Source organism: Arthrobacter horti, from assembly GCF_030731045.1.
Lineage (GTDB): Bacteria > Actinomycetota > Actinomycetes > Actinomycetales > Micrococcaceae > Arthrobacter_E > Arthrobacter_E nanjingensis.
In genome coordinates this window covers 1-21,296 of record NZ_JAVALS010000022.1, presented here as the reverse complement: position 1 = coordinate 21,296, position 21,296 = coordinate 1, and the positions used below count along the sequence as shown (strand labels likewise).

At 70.2% G+C, this 21,296-nt stretch carries 19 protein-coding genes and 1 pseudogene; 10 read left to right on the top strand and 10 right to left on the bottom strand.

The genetic code is table 11. The annotated features are described in order from the left end of the window. Window positions 1-3,588 (bottom strand): annotated as a pseudogene (locus Q9R02_RS16295) (hypothetical protein); the annotation flags it as partial. Window positions 3,589-3,677: 89 nt separating this feature from the next. After that, on the bottom strand, window positions 3,678-4,799 hold the full coding sequence (locus tag Q9R02_RS16290; RefSeq protein WP_305997764.1) for a hypothetical protein: 1,122 nt from the start codon (window positions 4,797-4,799) through the stop codon (window positions 3,678-3,680). Window positions 4,800-5,259: 460 nt separating this feature from the next. On the opposite strand from Q9R02_RS16290, the gene Q9R02_RS16285 reads away from it, so the two are divergent. Both Q9R02_RS16285 and Q9R02_RS16280 read left to right on the top strand, forming a co-directional pair. After that, the gene (locus tag Q9R02_RS16285) at window positions 5,260-6,627 is read left to right on the top strand and encodes an APC family permease (protein WP_305997763.1); all 1,368 of its coding nucleotides are present in this window, start codon (window positions 5,260-5,262) and stop codon (window positions 6,625-6,627) included. A 9-nt stretch (window positions 6,628-6,636) separates the two neighbouring features. Beyond that, complete coding sequence (locus Q9R02_RS16280) at window positions 6,637-7,245, top strand: DnaJ family domain-containing protein (RefSeq protein ID WP_305997762.1); 609 nt, start codon at window positions 6,637-6,639, stop codon at window positions 7,243-7,245. 5 nt (window positions 7,246-7,250) lie between these two features. On the opposite strand, the gene Q9R02_RS16275 is transcribed toward Q9R02_RS16280, so the two are convergent. Then, a complete protein-coding gene (locus Q9R02_RS16275; protein ID WP_305997761.1) occupies window positions 7,251-8,756 on the bottom strand; it encodes an HD domain-containing phosphohydrolase in 1,506 nt (501 codons plus the stop codon). A gap of 70 nt (window positions 8,757-8,826) precedes the next feature. Here Q9R02_RS16275 and Q9R02_RS16270 point away from each other — a divergent pair, with 70 nt between their 5' ends. Continuing rightward, complete coding sequence (locus Q9R02_RS16270; protein ID WP_305997760.1) at window positions 8,827-9,606, top strand: alpha/beta fold hydrolase; 780 nt, start codon at window positions 8,827-8,829, stop codon at window positions 9,604-9,606. Between the two features lie 35 nt (window positions 9,607-9,641). On the opposite strand, the gene Q9R02_RS16265 is transcribed toward Q9R02_RS16270, so the two are convergent. The 5 genes from Q9R02_RS16265 to Q9R02_RS16245 all read right to left on the bottom strand — a co-directional run bounded on the left by Q9R02_RS16265 (window position 9,642) and on the right by Q9R02_RS16245 (window position 12,528). After that, a complete protein-coding gene (locus Q9R02_RS16265) occupies window positions 9,642-10,094 on the bottom strand; it encodes a GNAT family N-acetyltransferase (protein ID WP_342006945.1) in 453 nt (150 codons plus the stop codon). A gap of 56 nt (window positions 10,095-10,150) precedes the next feature. After that, a complete protein-coding gene (locus Q9R02_RS16260; RefSeq protein WP_305997758.1) occupies window positions 10,151-10,732 on the bottom strand; it encodes an adenylate kinase in 582 nt (193 codons plus the stop codon). A gap of 4 nt (window positions 10,733-10,736) precedes the next feature. Next, entirely contained in the window at window positions 10,737-11,039 is a 303-nt protein-coding gene (locus Q9R02_RS16255) for an acylphosphatase (protein WP_305997757.1), read from the bottom strand. Continuing rightward, a complete protein-coding gene (locus tag Q9R02_RS16250) occupies window positions 11,036-11,626 on the bottom strand; it encodes a YdeI/OmpD-associated family protein (RefSeq protein WP_305997756.1) in 591 nt (196 codons plus the stop codon). Before Q9R02_RS16250 ends, Q9R02_RS16255 begins: the two co-directional genes overlap by 4 nt. A 77-nt stretch (window positions 11,627-11,703) precedes the next feature. Continuing rightward, window positions 11,704-12,528, bottom strand: a complete 825-nt coding sequence (locus Q9R02_RS16245; RefSeq protein WP_305997755.1) for a metal-dependent hydrolase — start codon at window positions 12,526-12,528, stop codon at window positions 11,704-11,706. 144 nt (window positions 12,529-12,672) lie between these two features. Here Q9R02_RS16245 and Q9R02_RS16240 point away from each other — a divergent pair, with 144 nt between their 5' ends. From Q9R02_RS16240 to Q9R02_RS16220, 5 genes are all read left to right on the top strand, one after another. Next, window positions 12,673-14,091 carry a dihydrolipoyl dehydrogenase family protein gene (locus tag Q9R02_RS16240; RefSeq protein WP_305997754.1) on the top strand — a complete coding sequence of 473 codons (1,419 nt, stop codon included), beginning with the start codon at window positions 12,673-12,675 and terminating at the stop codon, window positions 14,089-14,091. A gap of 64 nt (window positions 14,092-14,155) precedes the next feature. Next, window positions 14,156-15,013 (top strand): ABC transporter ATP-binding protein, encoded by an 858-nt coding sequence (locus Q9R02_RS16235; protein WP_305997753.1) that lies wholly within the window; start codon window positions 14,156-14,158, stop codon window positions 15,011-15,013. A gap of 1 nt (window position 15,014) precedes the next feature. Next, window positions 15,015-15,698 (top strand): ABC transporter permease, encoded by a 684-nt coding sequence (locus Q9R02_RS16230; protein WP_305997752.1) that lies wholly within the window; start codon window positions 15,015-15,017, stop codon window positions 15,696-15,698. Beyond that, window positions 15,695-16,372: an ABC transporter permease gene (locus Q9R02_RS16225; protein ID WP_305997751.1), complete on the top strand. Its 678-nt coding sequence runs from the start codon at window positions 15,695-15,697 to the stop codon at window positions 16,370-16,372. Before Q9R02_RS16230 ends, Q9R02_RS16225 begins: the two co-directional genes overlap by 4 nt. Window positions 16,373-16,455: 83 nt before the next feature. Further along, the gene (locus Q9R02_RS16220) at window positions 16,456-17,373 is read left to right on the top strand and encodes an ABC transporter substrate-binding protein (protein ID WP_305997750.1); all 918 of its coding nucleotides are present in this window, start codon (window positions 16,456-16,458) and stop codon (window positions 17,371-17,373) included. Here the strand turns inward: Q9R02_RS16220 and Q9R02_RS16215 are convergent, their stop codons facing one another. Beyond that, complete coding sequence (locus Q9R02_RS16215; RefSeq protein ID WP_305997749.1) at window positions 17,374-17,922, bottom strand: hypothetical protein; 549 nt, start codon at window positions 17,920-17,922, stop codon at window positions 17,374-17,376. Window positions 17,923-18,039: 117 nt separating this feature from the next. Here Q9R02_RS16215 and Q9R02_RS16210 point away from each other — a divergent pair, with 117 nt between their 5' ends. Continuing rightward, window positions 18,040-18,624: a histidine phosphatase family protein gene (locus Q9R02_RS16210; RefSeq protein WP_305997748.1), complete on the top strand. Its 585-nt coding sequence runs from the start codon at window positions 18,040-18,042 to the stop codon at window positions 18,622-18,624. A gap of 33 nt (window positions 18,625-18,657) precedes the next feature. Here Q9R02_RS16210 and Q9R02_RS16205 read toward each other — a convergent pair whose 3' ends face one another. Beyond that, entirely contained in the window at window positions 18,658-19,716 is a 1,059-nt protein-coding gene (locus Q9R02_RS16205; RefSeq protein WP_305997747.1) for an App1 family protein phosphatidate phosphatase, read from the bottom strand. Window positions 19,717-19,915: 199 nt separating this feature from the next. Here Q9R02_RS16205 and Q9R02_RS16200 point away from each other — a divergent pair, with 199 nt between their 5' ends. Then, a complete protein-coding gene (locus tag Q9R02_RS16200; protein ID WP_305997746.1) occupies window positions 19,916-21,121 on the top strand; it encodes a S53 family peptidase in 1,206 nt (401 codons plus the stop codon). The last annotated feature ends 175 nt before the right edge of the window (window positions 21,122-21,296 follow it).

Below are 21,296 nucleotides of genomic sequence, written 5' to 3'. Positions count from 1 at the left end.
ACCGCCGGGCAGACCCGGGAGGCCGGGCAGGCTCGGGGTGCCACCGGGGATCAGGTTTCCGATGGTGTGGGTGAGGTTGCCGAGCAGGTCGTTCGGGTTGGGGACGCCGGGGGTTCCGGGGTTGCCCGGGTTGCCGCCGTTGTCACCGCCGGGCAGACCCGGGAGGCCGGGCAGGCCCGGGAGGGTCGGAACGCCGGGCAGGCCCGGGGTTCCACCGTTGTTACCGCCGGGCAGACCCGGGAGGCCGGGCAGGCCCGGGAGGGTCGGAACGCCGGGCAGGCCCGGGGTTCCGCCGTTGTTACCGCCGGGCAGACCCGGGAGGCCGGGCAGGCTCGGGGTGCCACCGGGGATCAGGTTTCCGATGGTGTGGGTGAGGTTGCCGAGCAGGTCGTTCGGGTTGGGGACGCCGGGGGTTCCGGGGTTGCCCGGGTTGCCGCCGTTGTCACCGCCGGGCAGACCCGGGAGGCCGGGCAGGCCCGGGAGGGTCGGAACGCCGGGCAGGCCCGGGGTTCCACCGTTGTTACCGCCGGGCAGACCCGGGAGGCCGGGCAGGCCCGGGAGGGTCGGAACGCCGGGCAGGCCCGGGGTTCCGCCGTTGTTACCGCCGGGCAGACCCGGGAGGCCGGGCAGGCTCGGGGTGCCACCGGGGATCAGGTTTCCGATGGTGTGGGTGAGGTTGCCGAGCAGGTCGTTCGGGTTGGGGACGCCGGGGGTTCCGGGGTTGCCGCCGTTACCGCCCGGGAGGCCGGGCAGGCCCGGGAGGGTCGGAACGCCGGGCAGACCCGGGGTTCCACCGTTGTTACCGCCGGGCAGACCCGGGAGGCCGGGCAGGCTCGGGGTTCCACCGGGGATCAGGCCGGTGACGGTGTGGGTGAGGTTGCCGAGCAGGTCGTTCGGGTTCGGGACGCCGGGGGTTCCCGGGTTGCCCGGGTTGCCGCCGTTGTCACCGCCGGGCAGACCCGGGAGGCCGGGCAGGCTCGGGGTGCCACCGGGGATCAGGCCGGTGACGGTGTTCACGACGTTGCCGAGCAGGTCGGACGGGTTGGGAACGCCGGGGGTTCCCGGGTTGCCCGGGTTGCCGCCGTTGTCACCGCCGGGCAGACCCGGCAGACCCGGGAGGCCGGGCAGGCCCGGGAGGGTCGGAACGCCGGGCAGGCCCGGGGTTCCGCCGTTGTCACCGCCGGGCAGACCCGGGAGGCCGGGCAGGCTCGGGGTGCCACCGGGGATCAGGTTTCCGATGGTGTGGGTGAGGTTGCCGAGCAGGTCGTTCGGGTTGGGGACGCCGGGGGTTCCGGGGTTGCCCGGGTTGCCGCCGTTGTCACCGCCGGGCAGACCCGGGAGGCCGGGCAGGCCCGGGAGGGTCGGAACGCCGGGCAGGCCCGGGGTTCCACCGTTGTTACCGCCGGGCAGACCCGGGAGGCCGGGCAGGCCCGGGAGGGTCGGAACGCCGGGCAGGCCCGGGGTTCCGCCGTTGTTACCGCCGGGCAGACCCGGGAGGCCGGGCAGGCTCGGGGTGCCACCGGGGATCAGGTTTCCGATGGTGTGGGTGAGGTTGCCGAGCAGGTCGTTCGGGTTGGGGACGCCGGGGGTTCCGGGGTTGCCCGGGTTGCCGCCGTTGTCACCGCCGGGCAGACCCGGGAGGCCGGGCAGGCCCGGGAGGGTCGGAACGCCGGGCAGGCCCGGGGTTCCGCCGTTGTTACCGCCGGGCAGACCCGGGAGGCCGGGCAGGCCCGGGAGGGTCGGAACGCCCGGGAGACCCGGGGTTCCACCGTTGCCGCTGCCGGGGATCAGACCGGTGATGGTGTGGGTGAGGTTGCCGAGCAGGTCGTTCGGGTTGGGGACGCCGGGGGTTCCGGGGTTGCCCGGGTTGCCGCCGTTGTCACCGCCGGGCAGGCCGGGGGTGCCGGGGAGGTTGCCGGTGATGCCGCCGAGGCTGGGCAGTTCGATGTTCAGGTGCGGTTTGCCGGACTTGAGGGGGGCGTTTGCGTCGACGAAGACGTTGGTGGTGTCGGTGCCGATGCGGTCGGTGGTGGAGGCGCCGTTGGGTCCTGCGCTGAGGTCCCAGAGGTCCTTCACGCCGGCGACGTTGAGGTTCTTTCCGACGGAGACGCCACCGTTGGGGGTGGTGCCTGCGCGGACGGATCCGATGCCCGGAACGGGGAGTTCGACGCCGCTGGGGGTGCCGTTGTCACCACCGGGGATGACTCCGCCGGGGGTTCCGGGGTTACCCGGGTTGCCGCCGTTGTCACCGCCGGGCAGACCCGGAACGCCCGGAACGCCGGGGACGCTGGGGAGGTTTCCGGTGATGCCGGAGAGGTCCGGCAGTTCGATGTTCAGGTGGGGTTTCTGTCCGTTCAGGGGCAGGCTCGCGTCGACGAAGACGTTGGTGATGTCGGTGCCGATGCGGTCGGTGGTGGAGGCGCCGTTGGGTCCTGCGCTGAGGTCCCAGAGGTCCTTCACGCCGGCGACGTTGAGGTTCTTTCCGACGGAAACCCCACCGTTAGGAGTGGTGCCCGCACGGACGGTCCCCACCGCGGGGATCGGCAGCTCGACACCGCTGGGGGTTCCATTGTCACCACCGGGGATGACACCGCTGGGGACGCCCGGGGTTCCCGGATTCCCGGTCCCCGGCAGGCCGGGAACACCGGGAACGCCCGGCAGACCGGAAACCGCCCCGCCGATGACCTGCGGCACGGTGCCGAGGAGCCCTCCCGGCGTGGCGCCGGGGATGACTCCCGGCAGGCTCGGCAGCTGAACCGGCAGCTGTCCGATCAGGTCTCCAGGGTTGCCGCCCGGGAGGTTCGTACCCGGCGTACCGGGAGTGCCCGGCTCCACGCCGCCCGTGCCCGGCAGAACGGGAAGCCCCGGCACATTGAGCGGAAGGGGGATGGGGAGCTGGGCCGGCAGCTGGCCGACGGCGCCGCTCGTCACAGTGCCGAGAACCGGGGTCACCAGCGGGTCGACGGCATCGGCCACGGTGTGCGCCGGGCCGGTGTGGCCGTTCGTGCAGGTGCACGGTGCGCTCGGGGTCACCGGGTCAGTCCCGGCCTGCGTGGAGACGGAGCCCGACGACGTCGAACCGGCCGTCGTGTTGCTGCCGCCAATGGTGGTGGAAACGGAGGTTCCGGGGACGGAAGGCGTCCCGGTCACCGAGGCGACCGGGAGGCTCGGAACTGCCGACGGAGCCGGGGCAATGGCCACCGGCGCGGCCGGAATGGGCAGCGACACGGGAGCCGGGAGGTTGGTTACCGGGGACGGGGCGGTCACCGCGGGTGCCAGGACGGGAGCCTGACGGGGTGCCGGCGCGGCCGGCTGAGGAGCCGGGGCCACGGCGGTGGTGCCGGCGAGTGAAGAAACGGTCTGGTTGACCGTGCCGGTGACGGTGTTGACGGTCTGGCCCAGCAGGCCGGTGACGCCCCCGAGCAGAGACGACCTGGGGGTCTGTCCGGCCGTGGAAGTTGTCGACGAGTCAGTGGATGGTGCGGGGTTCGTGGTGCCGGTGTCGGCCGATGCCGCCGCCTGTCCGATGCCGTACAGGCCGCAGGCGAAGACCGTGCCGAGAAGAGCCCGGCGAGTGTTCTTGTTCACAGCGATACTCCTGAATGATCACAAAGGAAGCGCAACTATGCGCGGGTTGGAAGGTCTGCCCGCCCAGAGATGGCAGGCGCTTCCTGTGATCAGTCAGGAGTGGAGCCGGGGTCGAACGATGCGGTGGCGGGCGCGATGTCAACCGCGCGAATACCCCGATCGCTGCCGTCGGCTGCGAGGATTTCGAGAGAGGCCGGTGCCACGGCAGCCATGGAGCCGAAGCCCGACTGCCCACCGGAAGAAGAGGAAAGACCGGCGCCGGCATTCAGCGGGCTGGGGTCCTTGAAAGGTGCCTGGTGCTCCGTGCCGGAGGCACCGGCGGCGGAACTCGCGGGAGCCGCAGTACCGCCGAGGAAGGCGGTGCCGGAACCCGGGAACCCGTACGGCACGGAGGCGGGGGGAGTGCCCGCCGGGAAGTCTGTGAGGATGCCTGCCGGGACGCCCTGAACGGCCGCCGTGGACGGCGAAGTGAACGGGCCTGCGGGCTGCGCCGGGAGTACCCCCGTGGGGAGCACCGCGACCGGCGTGGTCGTGATTCCTGACACCGTGCTCGAGCCGATCCCGGTCACGCCTGTGGTGATCTGGGTGACCGGGTTGGTCAGCTGGTCGATGGGCAGGGTGGTGACGGTGGTGCCGAGCGTGGAACCCGTGCTGGTCACGGTCTGCGAGACCGTCGACGTCAGTGAGTCCACCACTGGGGCGAGTGGAGCCAGCGGGCCTTGGAGGACGCCGTCTGCGATCGTGGTGACGGCCTGGACGCTCCCGGTCACCGTCTGGGTGGCGGAAGTGGCAGTGGAACCGACCAGCGTCTGTGCCTGGGGCACAGCCGCCGTCACTGCCTGGATCGTCGAGTCGACTGACGTCAGCGTCGAGTTCACCGTTCCGGCGACAGCGCCGATCGTGTGCTGGACGGTCGTGGAGGCCGGTGCCACCGCGACTGGGCTCACGACCGGTGCCGTCAGGGATGTGGCCTGAGTGGATCCGGTGACTTGTGAGACGACTCCGGCCACCTGGCCCGTGGTGCTCTTCAACGTCGTGGACACCGTCTGAGTCAGGCCTCCGAGGAGTCCTGGAGACGGTGCCGGTTCCGACGTCGCGGCCGAAGCCGGGGAACTCGAAAGGAGGAGCCAGCCCACACCGGTGCCCGCGGCGAGAGCCGCGTAGCGCAGGATGCGCAGCGCACGTGATCCTGAAGCGGATGCGTGTGGCATGTTCCCTCCCCTCGGTCATACCGGATTCAGCTTTTTCGAACGACGGACGACAAAGTCATCACGACGCTCTCATTACACAAGTGCGTGACAAGTCTGTCAATGGTTGATTTCGAATCGCAGCGATGTCATTCCGCTGACCCGTTTCCGAAGGTCTGAAAGGACCATTTCACGCATGGCGGAAAAGGATGCCAGAAACATTCTTAAAGCTTGTTTAGCACAGTCTAGCTAAAATAATATGCTGGCTGAACTGGCAAAACAGCGAATGAACGTCGAGTAACGCTCTTTCGGGCGGCATTGATTCTTCCGGGATGCGGAAGTGGCCCAAAACGGGAATGCCCGGCGTCCTCCATCGCTTATGTCTGGTGGCCGCAAAAAAGTCCCGCGGCCGGAAAAAACTCGCTTCGTGTCACAGTGTGCGGAGACCGGTCACACGACTGATCATCGGCAGGAGCGCTTGAACATGTCCGGTTCATCCACAGAACGGATCGCGGCGGACCGCCCGGACCCGGAGCGGGGCCTTCGACGGTCCCTCGGACTGCGGCAGCTGATCGGCAACGGCCTGGTCTTCATCGGTCCGGCCGCCCCGGTGGGCATCTTCGGTCTCCTCTACGCGAAGAGCGGTGGGGCCGTGGTGACGGTCTACATCATCGCCACGCTCATCATGACGCTCACCGCGCTCTCCTACGCGCAGATGTCGCGGGTGATCCCAGCCGCCGGATCGGTCTACTCCTATGCCACCGCAGGCATCGGCAGGGGAGCCGGCTTCGTGGCCGGCTGGATGGTGCTGCTCGACTATCTCCTCATCCCCAGCGTGGCCTTCCTCTTCACCGGCCTGGCGATGCACTCCTTCCTTCCCGCAGTTCCGGCCTGGATCTTCACGGCACTGGCCGTCGTCGTGACCACCGGGCTCAATCTTTCCGGAGGCAAGAGCCTGGCGCGCGCCGCCATGGCCGTGGTCATCGCGGAGGTGACAGTGCTCGTCGTCGTGCTCGTCGCCGCAGTGGCGGCCATCGCCGCGAACGGATCCCGGCAGGCGCCGCTGGCCCCGCTCGTGGGCGCAGACGGGTTTTCCGCCGCGGCCGTCCTGGGCGCCGTGTCCATCGCGGCCATGGCGTTCCTGGGCTTCGATGCCATCGCCACGTTCGCGGAGGAGAGCGCAGGCAGCAGCCGGATGATCGGCAAGGCCATGCTCGCTTGCCTGGTGATCGCCGGGGTGCTGTTCCTGGTGCAGAGCTACGTGGTGGAACTGGTCACCGTGCCCACCCCCGCGAGCCTCGCCGCCGCACCGGAATCTCAGGGCACCGCGTTCTACGACGCCATTCGCTCCCAGGTGGCCCCATGGCTCGCCACGCTGCTGGGCATCGCAAAGGCGCTCGGTGCCAGCTTCGCCGGGATGATGGGACTGGCCGCCGGCAGCCGCGTGGTTATGACCATGGCGCGGGAACGGCGCTTCCCGAAAGTCTTCGGGACAGTCCGGCGGAATGGCTCCTCGCCTGCCCTGGCCACGGTCCTGGTCACTGCGGCGACCCTGGTGCTGGCGGTCTGGGCGTCGATCGCCCCGGATGGACTGGACCTGCTGTCCTCCACCGTCTCGATCGGTGCGATGAGCGCCTTCATCCTCCTGCACGCCTCCGTGGTGGGGTACTTCATGATCCGTCGCAGGAGCCGGAACCGGCTCCTGCACCTGGCGGTTCCGGTACTCGGCGTCCTCTTCTTTCTGGTGGTCATCGCCTTCGCCAATGCGAGTGCGCTGACGGTCGGCGCGGTGTGGCTGGCGGTGGGTCTGGTGGTCGCCGTGATCCAGGCACGACGGCGGGCCGCGGAGTAGCGTGGGGACATGACCTCTGCATCGCCTCGCGACGGGCTGGAGGCCCGCCTGGAACGGGCCGCCTCCTTGCGTGCGGGCGCCGGAGGCCCGGCCCTCACCGAGGAGGAGCTGGCGCACGAGGCCGAACAGGAAGCGCTGCGGGAGAAGCGCGCGAAGGTGGACACCGCCGCCCGCGCCGACTACCTGGTCCGCGAAGCGATGGCGCAGGGCAAGTTCGACCACCTGGAGTACTCCGGCAAGCCAGTCCCCGGACTCGACGGCGCCTACGATCCCGACTGGTGGCTCAAGGGACTCATCCGCCGGGAGAATCTCAGCGGCTTGGGCCCGGAGGCCATCCTCCTGCGCACCGTGGACCGGGAGCTGGATGCCACCCTGGATTCGTTGCCCTCCGAGCGGCAGGTCCGGGAGGCGTTGGAGGAGTTCAACCGCCGCGTGATCAACGCCCGCCGGCAGCTGCAAGGTGGACCGCCCGTGGTGACCCCGGCCCGGGACGTCGAGGCGGAGGTGGAGCGGTGGCGCGAGCGGCGCGCCGCCGTCGTCGTCGTGGCTGAAGAGGAGACCGCGACGGCGGAGCGCGGCCCGCGCTGGTGGCGCCGCGTGTGGCGAGGCGGGAACTGAACGGTTCAGAGAAGGTCGTGCTCCACCGCGAACAGGGTGGCGGCGGCCCGCGACGAGCAGCCTGTTTTGGTGTAGATGTGCCGGACGTGATGGTCGGCGGTGCTCGGCGAGATGACCAGCGCCGCGGCGACCTCCTTCTTGGTGGCGCCGCGGCAGATCAGCCGCAGCACCTCCACCTCCCGCTCGGTGAGGCCCGCGGGCCAGGCCGGGCGTGCCCTCTGCCCGTGGACGCCCGCCGCCGCGAGGACGGCATCGACGGCGTCGTGGTCCAGGCCGTGACCCGCATCCCGGAGCAGCTGGGCGGTAGCCTGGGACGCCGTCGGCTCCTGCCCCGCCTCGGTGACCGAAAGCTCGCGGAAGGCGTCGGCCGCGGCGAGGACCCTGGCCTCCCACGGCAATTCTCCCGCGACGGCGCCGCGGTAGTACCCGGAGCCGTCCAGCCGCTCATGATGCAGTCCGGCGAGACGGCCGAGGGAGGCGAGTGCGGGGACGTGGGCCAGGATGCGCTCACTGTAATAGGGGTGCAGTCTCAGCCGCTCATCGTCCGGCCGGTCCGATCCCGGGCCGGAGGGCACGGCGGCCCGGCCGAGGTCCTGTACCAGGGCCGCCGGCCGGAGCGTGGCGGCCAGGGTGGGCGCGGCGGCGCAGGCCAGGGAGGCCACGTCCCGGGAGAACCCGGCACGCCGGGGGCTCTTGAGATCGGCGAAGTCGGCGAACACCGTCAGGGTCTCCTCGACCGACTCCGCCGGGACCTCGGCGTGGGGGAGCGGCTCGCGATGCAGGATCTCATCCCACGGCTGTTCGGTCCGGGCCACGTCCACGAGGCGGTCCAGATGCCGGAGGGCGGCCTCGGCCAAGGCCGGGTCCAGGGAATGCCCGGCGCGGGAGCGCAGCACCTCTTGGAGGGCTTCTGTGCCGTGCAGGCGGGAGACCACCTCCACGTCCCGGGCCAGGAAGACCACCCGCGCCGCGAGGGGGATGTCCTCGCCGGCCACTCCGTCCGGGAATCCCGAGCCATCCCAGCTTTCGAAGGCCGCACGCAGGGCCGCTCGCGTGCCGTCCGGAAGGCCCAGGCGCAGAGCGAGAGTCTCGGCGGCCTCGCAGTGCGCGCGGACGCCGTCGCGCATCCTGGCCGGTCCACCGGTGAGAAAGGCGGAGACGACGACGGCGCGCGACCGGAGGGAGGATCCGGCACCGAGCGTCGGCAGCACGGCGGAGAGGAATTGCCGGGGCGGGGCGCCCAGGACGGGCGCGATGGCCGCTCGGAAAGCGATGTCATCGCCGCCGGCGATTCCAGCCGACTCCTGCGCATCGGCCGTGCAGCCGAGGAAGCGCAGCAGCGCCGCGTAGTAGATCTCGCGCCGCAGGCCCGGCTCCACGCCGGCGGCGTCGGCCAGCTCGAGAGCGGTGAGGCAGGTTCGCAGACCCTGCTCCAGAGGCTGCCCCATGCCCAGATCCGTCGCGAGGGAGATCGCGGCGATCACTTCGGCGAGGCGCAGGGGGCGCGTCATGGGACGAATATCGCACAGATCGCGCGAACGCGCGATGTGCCGGGGGGCGGTTCGGCGGGACCCTGGAGTCATGAACACCACGGCAGCACACAGAGTTCTTCTCCTCCCCGGCAGCGTCCTGCCGGCCGGGCCGGCATATGGGCCCCTGCTGGAGGTCCTGCGCACACGGTCCGGCGGTGCGGTGGACGCCGTGACCAAGGACCTGGAGGTCTACGCCGGCCCCGCCCCGTCCGCGGACTACTCCCTGGACACCGAGATCGCCGGCATCCTCCGCGAGGCCGATGCCCAAGGCTGGGACACATTCCACCTGCTCGGCTACTCCGGCGGTGGTGCGTCCGCGCTGGCATTCGCCGCGAAGCACCCCGGGAGGCTCGAGTCCCTGGCGCTCCTGGAGCCGGCCTGGGCCGGGTCCTGGGGGTGGAGCCCCGCCCACCGTGCCCTCTGGGAGCAGTACCGTGACCTCGACGGGCTTGGACCGGACGAGTTCATGGCCGGCTTCGTCCGGCTCGGCGTACGCCCAGGCGTCACCGCGGGGCTGCCGGTGCCGGGTGGCGAGCAGCCTCCTTGGATGGCCCTGCGGCCGGCGGGGATCCGGGCCTTCCTGAAGACCTTCGCCTCCTATGATCTGGACCGGGACGCCCTGTGCCGCTTCGCGAAGCCCGTGTACTTCGCCCTCGGCGGGCTCTCCAATCCGGACGACTACGGGGAGATCGCCGAGCGGCTCTCCGGCGTGTTCCCGCGCTTCCGCCTGGAGGTCTTCGCCGGCCGTCACCACTTCGATCCGCCGCACCGCGTGGAGCCGGAACGACTGGCGGACTCGCTCCTGGAGCACTGGGAGTCCGCCGGATGAGACGGGGGATCCGTCAGCGGTAGTGATGGGCGGCGTCAGAGCTTCAGGGTCATGAAGACGCTGTGCGGGTCTTCGGCGTATCCGCCGAACGGCCCGCACTCGCGGAAGCCGTGCGCACGGTAGAGCGCCCTGGCGGGCTCGAAGAAGTCCGCACTCCCGGTCTCGAGTGAGAGCGTCAGGACGTTCCGCCGTCGCGCATCCTCCAGGAGGAAGGACAACAGGCGACGGCCGAAGCCCTGGCCGCGGTGGCCGGGATCGGTGCGCATCGACTTGAGCTCCTCGTGGCCGGGCTCCAGCTCCTTGAGCGCGCCGGTGCCCACCAGATCGCGGCCAAGCTGCGCCGTGAACAGACGGACCGAGGGCGCCAGCAGACCGTCCAGGGCGAGCGCGTGCCGGCTCTCCGGTGGCGCGGTGGGGGCCATCTCGTGGTGGTGCGCGGCGAGGAAGGATTCCAGTTCCTCGGTCCGGACCCGGACGCGTTCAATCATGAGTTCCACGGGGCCAGCATCCCAGGCGGAGGTTTCCCCCGTGTTTCGCCCGGAGGTCAGGAGTGTTCGGTGGCGGCGAGGGCGATCCGCCCCAGCCAGGACTCCAGCTCGGCTGGACTCTTCAGGATCAGGACGGGAGGTGCCGACGGATCCGCGGCCCAGGCGTGCAGCCGGGCCCTTTTGCCACGGAATGAGGTGAGGTGCCAGATCAGGATCGAGTCGCGGGAGAGTGCCTGCCGGAGCGTTTCCACATTGCCGTTGCACACCGATTCGTGGCTCCGGATGCGATGGATGGTCCGGCGAAGGAGGCGCAGGAAGGTCAGAAGCCGCGAATAGTCCAGCCCCACCACCAGCTCCGCACGGGCCAGCACCAGATCCGTGAAGTGGCCGTAGGCGCTGTCCAGGATCCAGTCGTCCTGGGCACAGATACCGGCGGCGATGGCACGCATCTCCTCCGGCGCGCGGTTGGTCCAGGGAGCGTCCGCGGCCGGCATCCAGCCGATCTCATCGTCCGCGCTGTGCCAGGGGATCCCGGCCAGCTCGGAGAGGCGATTCGCCGTCGTGGTCTTGCCGGTTCCCGTGACACCGTGCAGCAGGATCCGGCGGGGCAGGGGCGTGTCCAGGCCGGCGTGGCTCATTGGGTCACCAAACGCTGAACCCGGGGAAGCCGCCGCTCGGTTCCTCCAGCTGCGCCTCCACCTCGCCCACCCGTCCGGGGGTGTCGCCGGACCGCAGCCAGTCGAGAAGGTCCGTGACGGCGTCGCGCGTGCCCTCCGCGATCACCTCCACCGTCCCGTCCGGCAGATTGCCCACACCGCCGGTCAGCCCCAGACCCTCCGCCTCGGCGCGTGTCCAGTATCGGAATCCCACGCCCTGCACCGTGCCGCTCACGATCGCGTGAAGGCGGACCGGGATCCCGGACACCATGCCGCTCAGTTCACTCATGGCTTCTGCCTCTGCGGATAGATGGTCTCCTGCCGGGCCAGCATGGCCACGTACTCGGAGATCTTCCGGGCCCGGGTCTCCGCCCGCTTCACGGTTCCCACCCGGTAGATCAGCGCGAAACGGTTGACCGAGGTCAGCACATCGAACATCGCCTGCGCGGCCGGCACCGCGGCGATGGCCGCGGCCAGATCCTCCGGGACCTCCGCCGTCGCCTGCCCCGAGTACGCGAGCTCCCAGCGGCCGTCGGCCTTGGCGGCGTCGACGACGGCGCGTCCGGCGTCCGTCATCAGTCCGGCGGCGTCGAGGCGCTGCACATTGGCCACATTGTTCTTCGACCAGCGGCTCTTGGGCCCGCGCGGGGTGAAACGGGTGCGATAACTGCCCTCATCGCGGCGGCCGATCTGCCCGTCCACCCAGCCGAAGCACAGGGCATGGTCGAGTGCCTGCTCGAACGCCAGCTCCGTCACAGTGCCGCCCTTCTTGTGCAGGACCAGCCACACCCCGGGGCTGCCGGCGTGGTGCTCCGCCAGCCAGTCGCGCCAGGCCGGGGCGTCCGGCAACAGCAGCTCAGGAAGCTCGATGGCCATGGGTATCAGGGTAGCCGGGCCGGCTGACCTCGGCGAGGGATGGGCCGCGGGAGCGGAACAGACGGATCGTTCGTCACTCAGCGAGGAGCGAGGGTCTGATACACCGTCGTCCCCAGCGCCCAGACCGTGTACAGGCTCACCGGAACCAGCAGGAGCCATTCCCGGAAGGATCCCGCCTTGCCCAGGAGCGGGACCGCCATGTAGCCGCCCTGTGACCAGACGGAGGCGAGGACCGGGATCTTCCGGAACGCCTTCGGGGGGCGGAGGGACAGCGGCCAGAGGAGATTGACCCCGCCCACCGTCAGCGCATCCCCTACGATGTGCGCGGCGACGCCCAGGAACATGGCCTGCGGGAACCAGCCCTCCTCCTGCGGTGCTGCGAGGGCGATGAACCCGCCCACCAGGATCCCCACGATCCACGGCGTGATCCTCAGCCGGTCCGGGACCAGTTTCAGGGCCTTGGCGGCGAAGGACACGAGCAGGATGGACAGGATCCCGGCGCCCACACCGACCGGACCCAGGCCAGGCACCGGGACCCGCCACAGCCCCGCCACCCACGCCGTGGCCGTGAACAGGGCCAGTCCCAGCAGTGAATGGGTGCCGTGCCGATGCCCGCCGGCCAGTTCCTCCATGCCGATGCACAGGGCCTTCGAGACGGGCGGCAGTGAGTGCGCGATCGTCGCATTGCGGTGATCGGCGTCGGGGACCAGGGCCGCCCCGGCCGTCACGAGCGCACCGGCCACCACACCGAGTGGGCTGACGTGCAGGAGGCCCAGCCCGACGTCGAACGTCACAGGCCCCAGCGGCGTGTGAGAGGTGACCGCACTCAGATCCACGTGCAGTCGTGTGGTGACGGCGAGCCAGACGGCGGCTCCCGTGGCGGCGTGATGCCCACCCATCATGGGGAATTGCTCCTTGAACTAGGACCTGAAGAGAACCCTCCAACACTAGTGAGTCCCACTGACAAAGTTTCGGCGGGCAACCATGGTGCTCCTTTCCGGGCTGTGATGTGCTGGGCGGAGGGAACCTCGACGGAAGGCTGACGCATGACCGACGAATACGACGTGATCGTGCTGGGCGGCGGCCCGGTGGGGGAGAACGTGGCCGACCGCGCCGTGCAGGGAGGCCTGACCGCCGTGATCGTGGAGAGCGAACTGGTGGGCGGGGAATGCTCCTACTGGGCGTGCATGCCGTCCAAGACGCTGCTGCGCTCGCCGCAGGCGCTGCGGGCGGCCCGGCGGGTGGGTGGCAGCGCCGAGGCCGTCACCGGCCGGCTGGACGTCGGGGCGGTCCTGGCCAGACGCAACGAGTTCACCAGCCATTGGAAGGACGACGGCCAGGTGTCGTGGCTGGACTCCGCAGGCATCGCTCTGGTCCGCGGGCACGGCCGGCTCAGCGCCGAGCGTCAGGTGACCGTGACCCTGGCCGGCGGCGGGGAACAGATCCTCACCGCACGGCACGCCGTGGCTGTCTGCACCGGGTCCGACGCTGCGGTCCCCGCCATTCCCGGCCTGCGGGAGGCGGCGCCGTGGACCAGCCGCGAGGCGACCAGCGCGCAGGAGGTCCCGCCGTCGCTCGTGGTGATCGGCGGCGGCGTGGTGGCGGTGGAGATGGCGACGGCGTTCGCGTCCCTCGGCTCGCAGGTGACGGTCCTGGCCCGGAGCGGGCTGCTCTCCTCCCTGGAGTCTTTCGCGGCGGAGCTGGTGGCCGACGGCCTGCGGGAGCTCGGGGTGGACGTGCGGACCGGGGTGGACACCCTCGCGGTGGTGCGCGACGACGACGGCGTCACCGTCCGCACCGACGGCGGGGAGGTGCGCGCGGCGGAGATCCTCGTGGCCACCGGCCGCAGGCCGCGGAGCACGGACATCGGGCTGGACGTGGTGGGGCTGAAGGCCGGGGCACCCATCACGACGGATGACACGCTGCGCGTGCCGGGCATGGACTGGCTGTACGCCGTGGGTGACGTCAACGGACGGGTTCTGCTGACCCACCAGGGGAAGTACCAGGCGCGGGCCGCTGGCGATGTCATCGCGGCCCGCGCTCGCGGGGAGGCCGCGGACGTGGCCGCCTGGGGGCGCCACATGGCCACGGCGGACCATGCCGCGGTCCCTCAGGTGGTGTTCTCCGAACCGGAGGTCGCCGCCGTCGGGCTCACCGAGGCGGCGGCCCGGAGGACACGGCACCGGGTCCGGGCGGTGGATGTGGAGTTCTCCTCCGTGGCCGGGGCGTCCCTCCACGAGGACGGCTACCGCGGACGCGCCCGGATGGTGGTGGATGAGGACCGCCAGGTGCTGCTCGGGGTGACGCTGGCCGGTCCGGATGTGGCCGAATTGATCCATGCGGCGGCCATCGCCGTGGTGGGGCAGGTCCCGCTCAAACGGCTCTGGCATGCGGTGCCGTCCTACCCGACGATGAGTGAGGTGTGGCTGCGACTGCTCGAGGCCTATGGGCGTGACTCAGCGTGAACGTCTCCTGCGGATGTCGGGGGTGCGCGGTAGGGTCGGAATCAACCCGACGAAGGACAGGCCGATGATCGAGTTCCGTTCCGTGTCCAAGACCTTCCCCGGTGGCGCGCGTGCCGTCGAGGAGTTCAGCTTGGTGATCCCCGCGCGCCGCATCACCGTCCTGGTGGGCTCCTCCGGATCCGGCAAGACCACCCTGCTGCGCATGATCAACCGCATGGTGGAACCCACCTCCGGCACGGTGGAGATCGACGGCGCAAGCGTCCTGGAGCGGGACCCGGTGACGCTCCGACGGAGCATCGGGTATGTGATGCAGAATTCCGGGCTGATGCCGCACTTCACCGTGCTGGACAACGTCGCCACCGTCCTGCGGCTGAACGGCACCTCGCGCCGGGACGCCCACGCCCGGGCCCGCGAGCTGCTGGGCACGGTGGGCCTTGACCAGTCACTGGCCGAGCGGTACCCGAGTCAGCTCTCCGGCGGCCAGCAGCAGAGGGTCGGCGTGGCCCGGGGACTGGCGGCGGACCCGAACATCCTTCTCATGGACGAGCCGTTCGGTGCCGTGGACCCGATCGTCCGCACCGAATTGCAGCGGGAACTCCTGCGGCTCCAGCGCGAACTGGATAAGACGGTGGTGTTCGTCACGCATGACATCGACGAGGCGTTCCTGCTCGGTGACCGGATCGTCATCCTCGGCGCGGGTGCGCGGATCGTGCAGGAGGGAACCCCGGAGGAGATCCTCACGGCCCCGGCGAACGACTTCGTGGCCGCGTTCATCGGTGCGGACCGGGGCAAGCGGGCGTTGCGTGTGGAGCAGCGGGCACACGGCACCGTGGTGGTCGACGCCGACGGGCGGGTCCAGGGGACCTTGTCACCGGAGTCCGCGCCGGCTTCGCCGGGCACAACCGCCGGAGGTATGGACTGACATGACCTGGATCGGCGCCAACCTCGGCCTCATCCTGGACCTCACCGCGGTGCACCTCTGGCAGAGCGTGGTGGCGTTGGTCCTGGGCGTCATCCTGTCCGTTCCGCTCGGCCGGCTGGCATGGCGGTACCGGCTGGTCCGTGGGCCGTTGATCCTGCTGACCGGGCTGCTCTACACGATCCCCTCGCTGGCTCTGCTCATCCTGCTCCCGGCGGTGCTGGGGTATTCGGCCATCAGTGAGACGAACCTGGTGGTGGCGCTGACCGTCTACGCCGTGGCGATCCTGGTCCGGGCCGTCGCGGACGGCCTGGACTCGGTGGACGACGACGTCCGGCGCGCGGCGACCGCCATGGGCTACGGTTCAGCACGGAGGTTCTGGACGGTGGAGCTGCCGCTCGCCGGGCCCGTGATCCTGGCCGGTGTCCGGGTGACGGCCATGAGCACCATCGCCCTGGCCACGGTGGGAACGCTCATCGGTGTCACCAACCTCGGGTACCTGTTCACCAACGGCCTGGACCGCCGCCTCATCGAGGAGGTCTTCGCAGGGGTGGCCGCCGTCGTCGTGCTCGCAGTGCTGGTCGATGCGCTCCTGGTACTGGCCGGACGCCTGCTCATGCCCTGGCAGCGCGCGGCCACAGGCCGGGGGCGGGCAGCCCGGACTCCAGCCGAGGAGGTCTCCGCATGAACTTCTTCGCCGACGCGATCCGCTGGCTCGCCGACCCCGAGCAGTGGACCGGGAGCTACGCCCTGCCCGTGCTCCTGGGGCAGCACCTGCTCTACACCGTGGTCTCCGTCCTGATCGCGGTGGTGATCGCGGTGCCCACAGGCTGGCTGATCGGCCACACGGGGCGTGGCCGCGAGATCGCCGTGGCCGTCTCCGGTGCCGCACGCGCCGTCCCGTCCTTCGGGCTGCTGATCCTGCTGGTGCTGCTGTTCGGCGTGCTGCAGGTCCCGGCGGCCGCGCTGGTCACCTTCGTCCTGCTGGCCATCCCGTCCCTGCTCGCCGGGGCGTACAGCGGGATCGAAGCGATCGACCGCCGGGTCCTGGACGCCGCGCGGGCCGTCGGGATGACCCCGTGGCAGGTGTTCTGGAAGGTCGAGTTCCGGCTCGGGCTGCCCCTGCTCATCGGCGGCCTCCGCGCCGCGACGCTGCAGGTCATCGCCACGGTCACCATCGCCGCGTACGTGAATCTGGGTGGGCTCGGCTGGCCCATCATCCAGGGCATCCCGTTGCGCCGCTTCGACGAGGTCCTCGCCGGGGCCATCCTGGTGGCCGTCCTGGCGCTCGTCGTGGACCTCTTGTTCGCGGTGGCCCAGCGTGCCGCCGTCCCGGCCGGAGTACGCGCCGTGGCCACATGACCCGCCACCCACCAGCTCCTGTTCAGCGACCCGCTGATCGCAGACTTCAGAACCCTCGTAGACCATTGACCAGAGGAGACATCATGTCCACCACCCCCATCACCCGCCGGGCCGCGCTGTCCGGGGTCGCCGCGGCGGCCATGCTCGCGCTGGCCGCCTGCAGCTCCGGCAACCCGCTCTCCCAGTCCAGCAGCTCCTCCGGTTCAGGGTCCGGCTCAGCCATCGTGATCGGCTCCCAGGCGTACTACTCGAACGAGATCATCGCTGAGATCTACGCCCAGGGCCTGGAGAAGCAGGGCCTGAAGGTCGAGCGCCGTTTCAACATCGGCCAGCGTGACGCCTACATGCCGGACGTCGAGTCGGGCGCCATCAGCCTGTTTCCGGAGTACACCGGGAACCTGCTCGAGTTCCTGCAGAGCTCCGCCACGTCCACCAGCCCCGACGCGGTGTACGCGGATCTGAAGAAGGCGCTGCCGAAGAACCTCGTGGCCCTGGACTACGCCAAGGCCGCGGACCAGGACACCTACACGGTGACCAAAGCCTTCGCGGACAAATACGGCCTGAAGACCATCGCCGATCTGGCCAAGGTGCCCACCAAGGTCACCATCGGAGGTGCCCCCGAGTTCCAGAAGCGCCCCTACGGCCCTGACGCCGCCAAGAAGGACTACGGCGTGGACCTGGCCTTCTCTGCCACCGGCCCCACCACGCTCGAGGCGCTCCGGGCCGGAACCGTGCAGGTGGCGGACATCTACTCGGCCGACCCCGCCTTCGAGCAGGGTGACCTGGTGACGCTGGAAGATCCGAAGAACATGATCCTGTCCTCCAATGTGGTTCCGATCGTGAGCTCCGGTGTGGCGGACAAGGTCTCCGCGACGATCAACGCCATCAGCGCCAAGCTCAGCACCCAGGAGCTGGTGAAGCTGAACGTCCAGAGCACCGTGGATAAGAAGCAGCCCGCAGACATCGCCAAGGCCTGGCTGTCGGCCAACGGCCTGGCCTGATCAGAGCGGGCCGGTGGGTCCCGCCGAAGCGGGGGAGACCGGACCACTCACCGTCAAGAGCTTCACCGGCTCGGCGCAGGAGGCCGGGACGATGGCCTCGTCCCGCCCATCCTCCCGGCCGGCCCGGTGGTTGGTGTCGAAGCACGTGCCGAGCTCATACGGCGTCGCGCTGACCAGATACACACCCGGGGCGAGGGACTGGGGGAGGGTCATTCTGGCACTGAACCCGCCGGCGTCGTTCATGGGCGCCAGGACCCGGGTGAGCTGGTGCTGGTTCGCGTCCAGCAGCCGGACCTCCACCTGGGCGTTGTGACCGTAGCGGGGATCGCAGCTCGCGTCCGGGGCCTCGACCACGACGTCGGCTCCTGCACGCACGTGATCGGCTTGCAGGTGGTAGGCGGGCGGTTCGCAAGGAGCCGGCGGCGGGAAGCCTCCCGAGGATGACCAGATGTTCCACACCAGGCCCAGGCCCACGAGCACCGCGAGCCCGCCAATGCCCACGTTGAACCACCGCCACGCCCGCGAGAGCGGGTCCGTCCGAGTCCCCATGCGGCCATTCTGCCGCGCGCGTGCCAAGCCGCCGGTGACGGTTCCATCACGATCGCCCGGGAAATTCCCAGGAGGATCTGGGAGAATAGGTAGCTTCCCGAAATGAAAGGTATTCATATGGCCAGCAACCTGCACCTCGTCCGGCACGGCCAGACCGACTGGAATCTCCAGCACCGCTACCAGGGACAGACCGACATCCCGCTCAACGACACCGGCCGTGCCGAGGCCCGCGACGTCGCCGAGCGGCTCGCGCGACTGCCGCTCGCCGCCGTCGTCACCTCCACTCTGGGCCGTGCCCACGCCACCGGCCGCGCCATCGCTGAGGCACAGGGACTTCCCCTGCCCGCCACCGACGCCCGCCTCATGGAGCGCACCTTCGGCGAGGCCGAAGGCCTGTTCGACCACGAAGTCAAGGAGCGCTTCCCGGAGCGCGACCTCATCCCGGGCCGCGAGAGCGACGAGGACCTGAAGGCGCGCGCGCTCGAGGTCCTCGAAGAACTGGCCGCCGCGTTCGACCAGGACGACGTGGCCGTGGTGACCCACGGTGGATGGATCGCCATGGTCCTCCGCGAGCTGGTCGGCGCGGACTACGACTACTCCACCATCACCAACTGCTCCGTCCACACCCTCCGCTGGGATGCCGCGACCCGGGAGATCCAGGTGATCGGGCACGACGCGTTCGAGGCGGCGGCGCTCAGCTGAGCGCTTGAGCGCCCTGGCGAGGGCGGCTGGCCCTTACAGCAGCCCGGTCTGCCCGAGCTGCTCGGCCAGCCCCGCGCCGTCGGGCGCGTAGACCCACGGGATCTCCGAGCCCGAGTGGTCCACGTCAGGGGTGTGGCCGCCGGCCAGCACCGCCTCACCGACGGACAACTGGCGGATGGCGACGGCGGCCACGTTCTCCGGGTGCCGCCGCGCGAAGGCGGAGTAGATGGCCTCGTCGTGCTGGCCGTTGTCGCCCACCAGAAGCCACTTCACCTCAGGGAATTCGGCGGCCAGGAGCTCCAGATTGTCGTGTTTGTGCTCCGGCCCGCTGCGGAACCAGCGGTGCTCCGTCAGCCCCCAGTCGGTGAGCAGAAGAGGGCCCTGGGGGTACATGTTGCGGTGCAGGAAGCGGTCCAGCGTGGGGGCCGCGTTCCACGGGCCCGTGGAGAGGTAGAACACCGGGGAACCCGGGTGCGCGCGCAGAATCCGCTCGTACAGCACGGCGATGCCCGTGGTGGCCATGCGAGCCCGCTCGTTCAGGACGAACGCGTTCCAGAACGCCAGCAGAGGCCGGGGGAGCGCGGTCACCATGACGGTGTCGTCGATGTCGGACAGGATGCCGAAGCGGACACCGGGCTCCAGCACCAGGACCCTCGCCTTCGCGGAGGGCGTCCCGGAGGCGCGGATGGTGGCCGTGTGCCAGCCGGGCGTCAGATCGACCGGGACCGTGGTGTCCACCAGACCGCCGCGGTCCGCCGTGACCCGCACCGCGGCGTCGCCGATCTCGATGTCGACCTCACGCTCCGGGATCGGGACCGAGGTGAAGGCGCGCCAGCCGCGGATGTTCTGGTTCCCGGCCTTGGCCTTGCGGTCCGCCTTGCTGCCCGGGATCGGGCGGGGCGCCAGCATGATGCGTGCCAGGATCCGTACCTGCGTGGTGGAGCCGTAGCCCATGTAGGGCACCGTGGCGGGCTGGAAATGCGTCTTCCGGGCCATCTTCAGCCGTGCCGAATTGATCACGGAGGAGATCCGGTGGGCCGCCTGGAAGAGCGGGTTGCCTGCCCAGGAACGGCGGGCTGGCTCGTGCTGCATGGGCTTAACTGTGTCACACGCGCCCGGCGCACGCCCGCCGCGCGGGAACATGACCTGGGCGCGGCGGAAAAACCGGTGTGATCCGCACTCTTCCTCTGAAGCCATCCCTTCAGATATGCTCCCCGCTGGGGAAAGTTAACTCGCATTTCCGGGGGCATTACATCTGAGTCAGTGGATTGACCTAAGGAGTCAATGTTCCATGAAACGATCTCTTCTCAGTGCCACCGGTTCCGTCCTGCTCCTTGCGGCGAGCCTGGTGGCCTCGGCCGCTCCGAGCTTCGCAGATCCGGGGCACGGGCGGGCCACAGGGCACTCGGTCCGCGTCTGTTCGGACCCGGCTCCCGGGCAGGCCGCCTGCCAGTCCTACAAGATGACGGACAAGACGGGCAAGCCCCTCGCCAGCTCCACCCCTCCTCCCACGGCCCTCACTCCCGCGGGGCTGCAGGACGCCTACAAGCTCACCGGCCTGACCTCCGGCGGCCGCACCGTCGCGATCGTGGACGCCTACGGATACCCCAGCCTGGAGCGTGACCTGGGCGTGTTCCGGAGCCAGTTCGGCCTCCCGGCCTGCACCAAGGCCAACGGCTGCCTGAAGATCGTCAACCAGACCGGCGGAACCTCGCTGCCGGCGTTCAACTCCGGCTGGGCAGGGGAGCAGGCGCTCGACGTCGACGCCGTCTCCTCCGCCTGCCCCGACTGCAAGATCGTGGTGGTCCAGACCAAGTCGGCCTCCATGACGGACCTCGGCACCGGCGTGCAGACCGCGGCGAAGATGCCCGGCGTCGTCGCGATCTCCAACAGCTACGGCGGCGGTGACTCTTCGGACGCGTCCTACGGCAAGTACTACAACTTCCCCGGCATCGCGGTGACCGCCAGCGCCGGCGACAACGGCTACCAGGGTGGCTCCTACCCGGCGTCGTCCAGTTACGTCACCGCCGTGGGCGGCACTTCGCTGAACAAGGCCTCCAACACCCGCGGCTGGAGCGAGTCCGTCTGGAGCGGCACCGGATCCGGCTGCTCCACCGTCAACGCCGCGCTGCCGGCCCAGGCCGGCCTGAACACCGGCTGCTCCAAGCGGGCCATGAACGACGTCGCAGCGGTCGCCGACCCGTCCAACGGTGGCCTTGCGGTCTACTACCCGACCACCAGCACCTCCTCCACCTGGGGCCAGTTCGGCGGCACGAGTGAGGCGTCCCCGATCATCGCCTCCGTCTACGCCCTGAGCGGCAACACGGGGAGCGCGGGCCAGTACGCCAACGCCCTGCCGTACGCCAACCCGGGCGCCCTGTTCGACGTGACCGGCGGCAGCAACGGCACCTGCCCCACCACCATCTGGTGCAACGCCGGAACCGGCTGGGACGGCCCCACGGGCCTCGGCACGCCCAATGGGACCGCAGGCTTCTGACCTGGTCCGCGGCGCACCGGTGCTTCATGCGAGTGCCGGTGCGCCGCACCTCCCTGTTGCCTCATGTCAATACCTCCGGGAGTGGGGAGTCGTTGCCTCGTCTGGCGGCCTCCGGATGAGGGTGGTTCCAGGTGGTGTTCACGGGTGGTTTGACGGGGGCGGGTTTCTTGGCGGT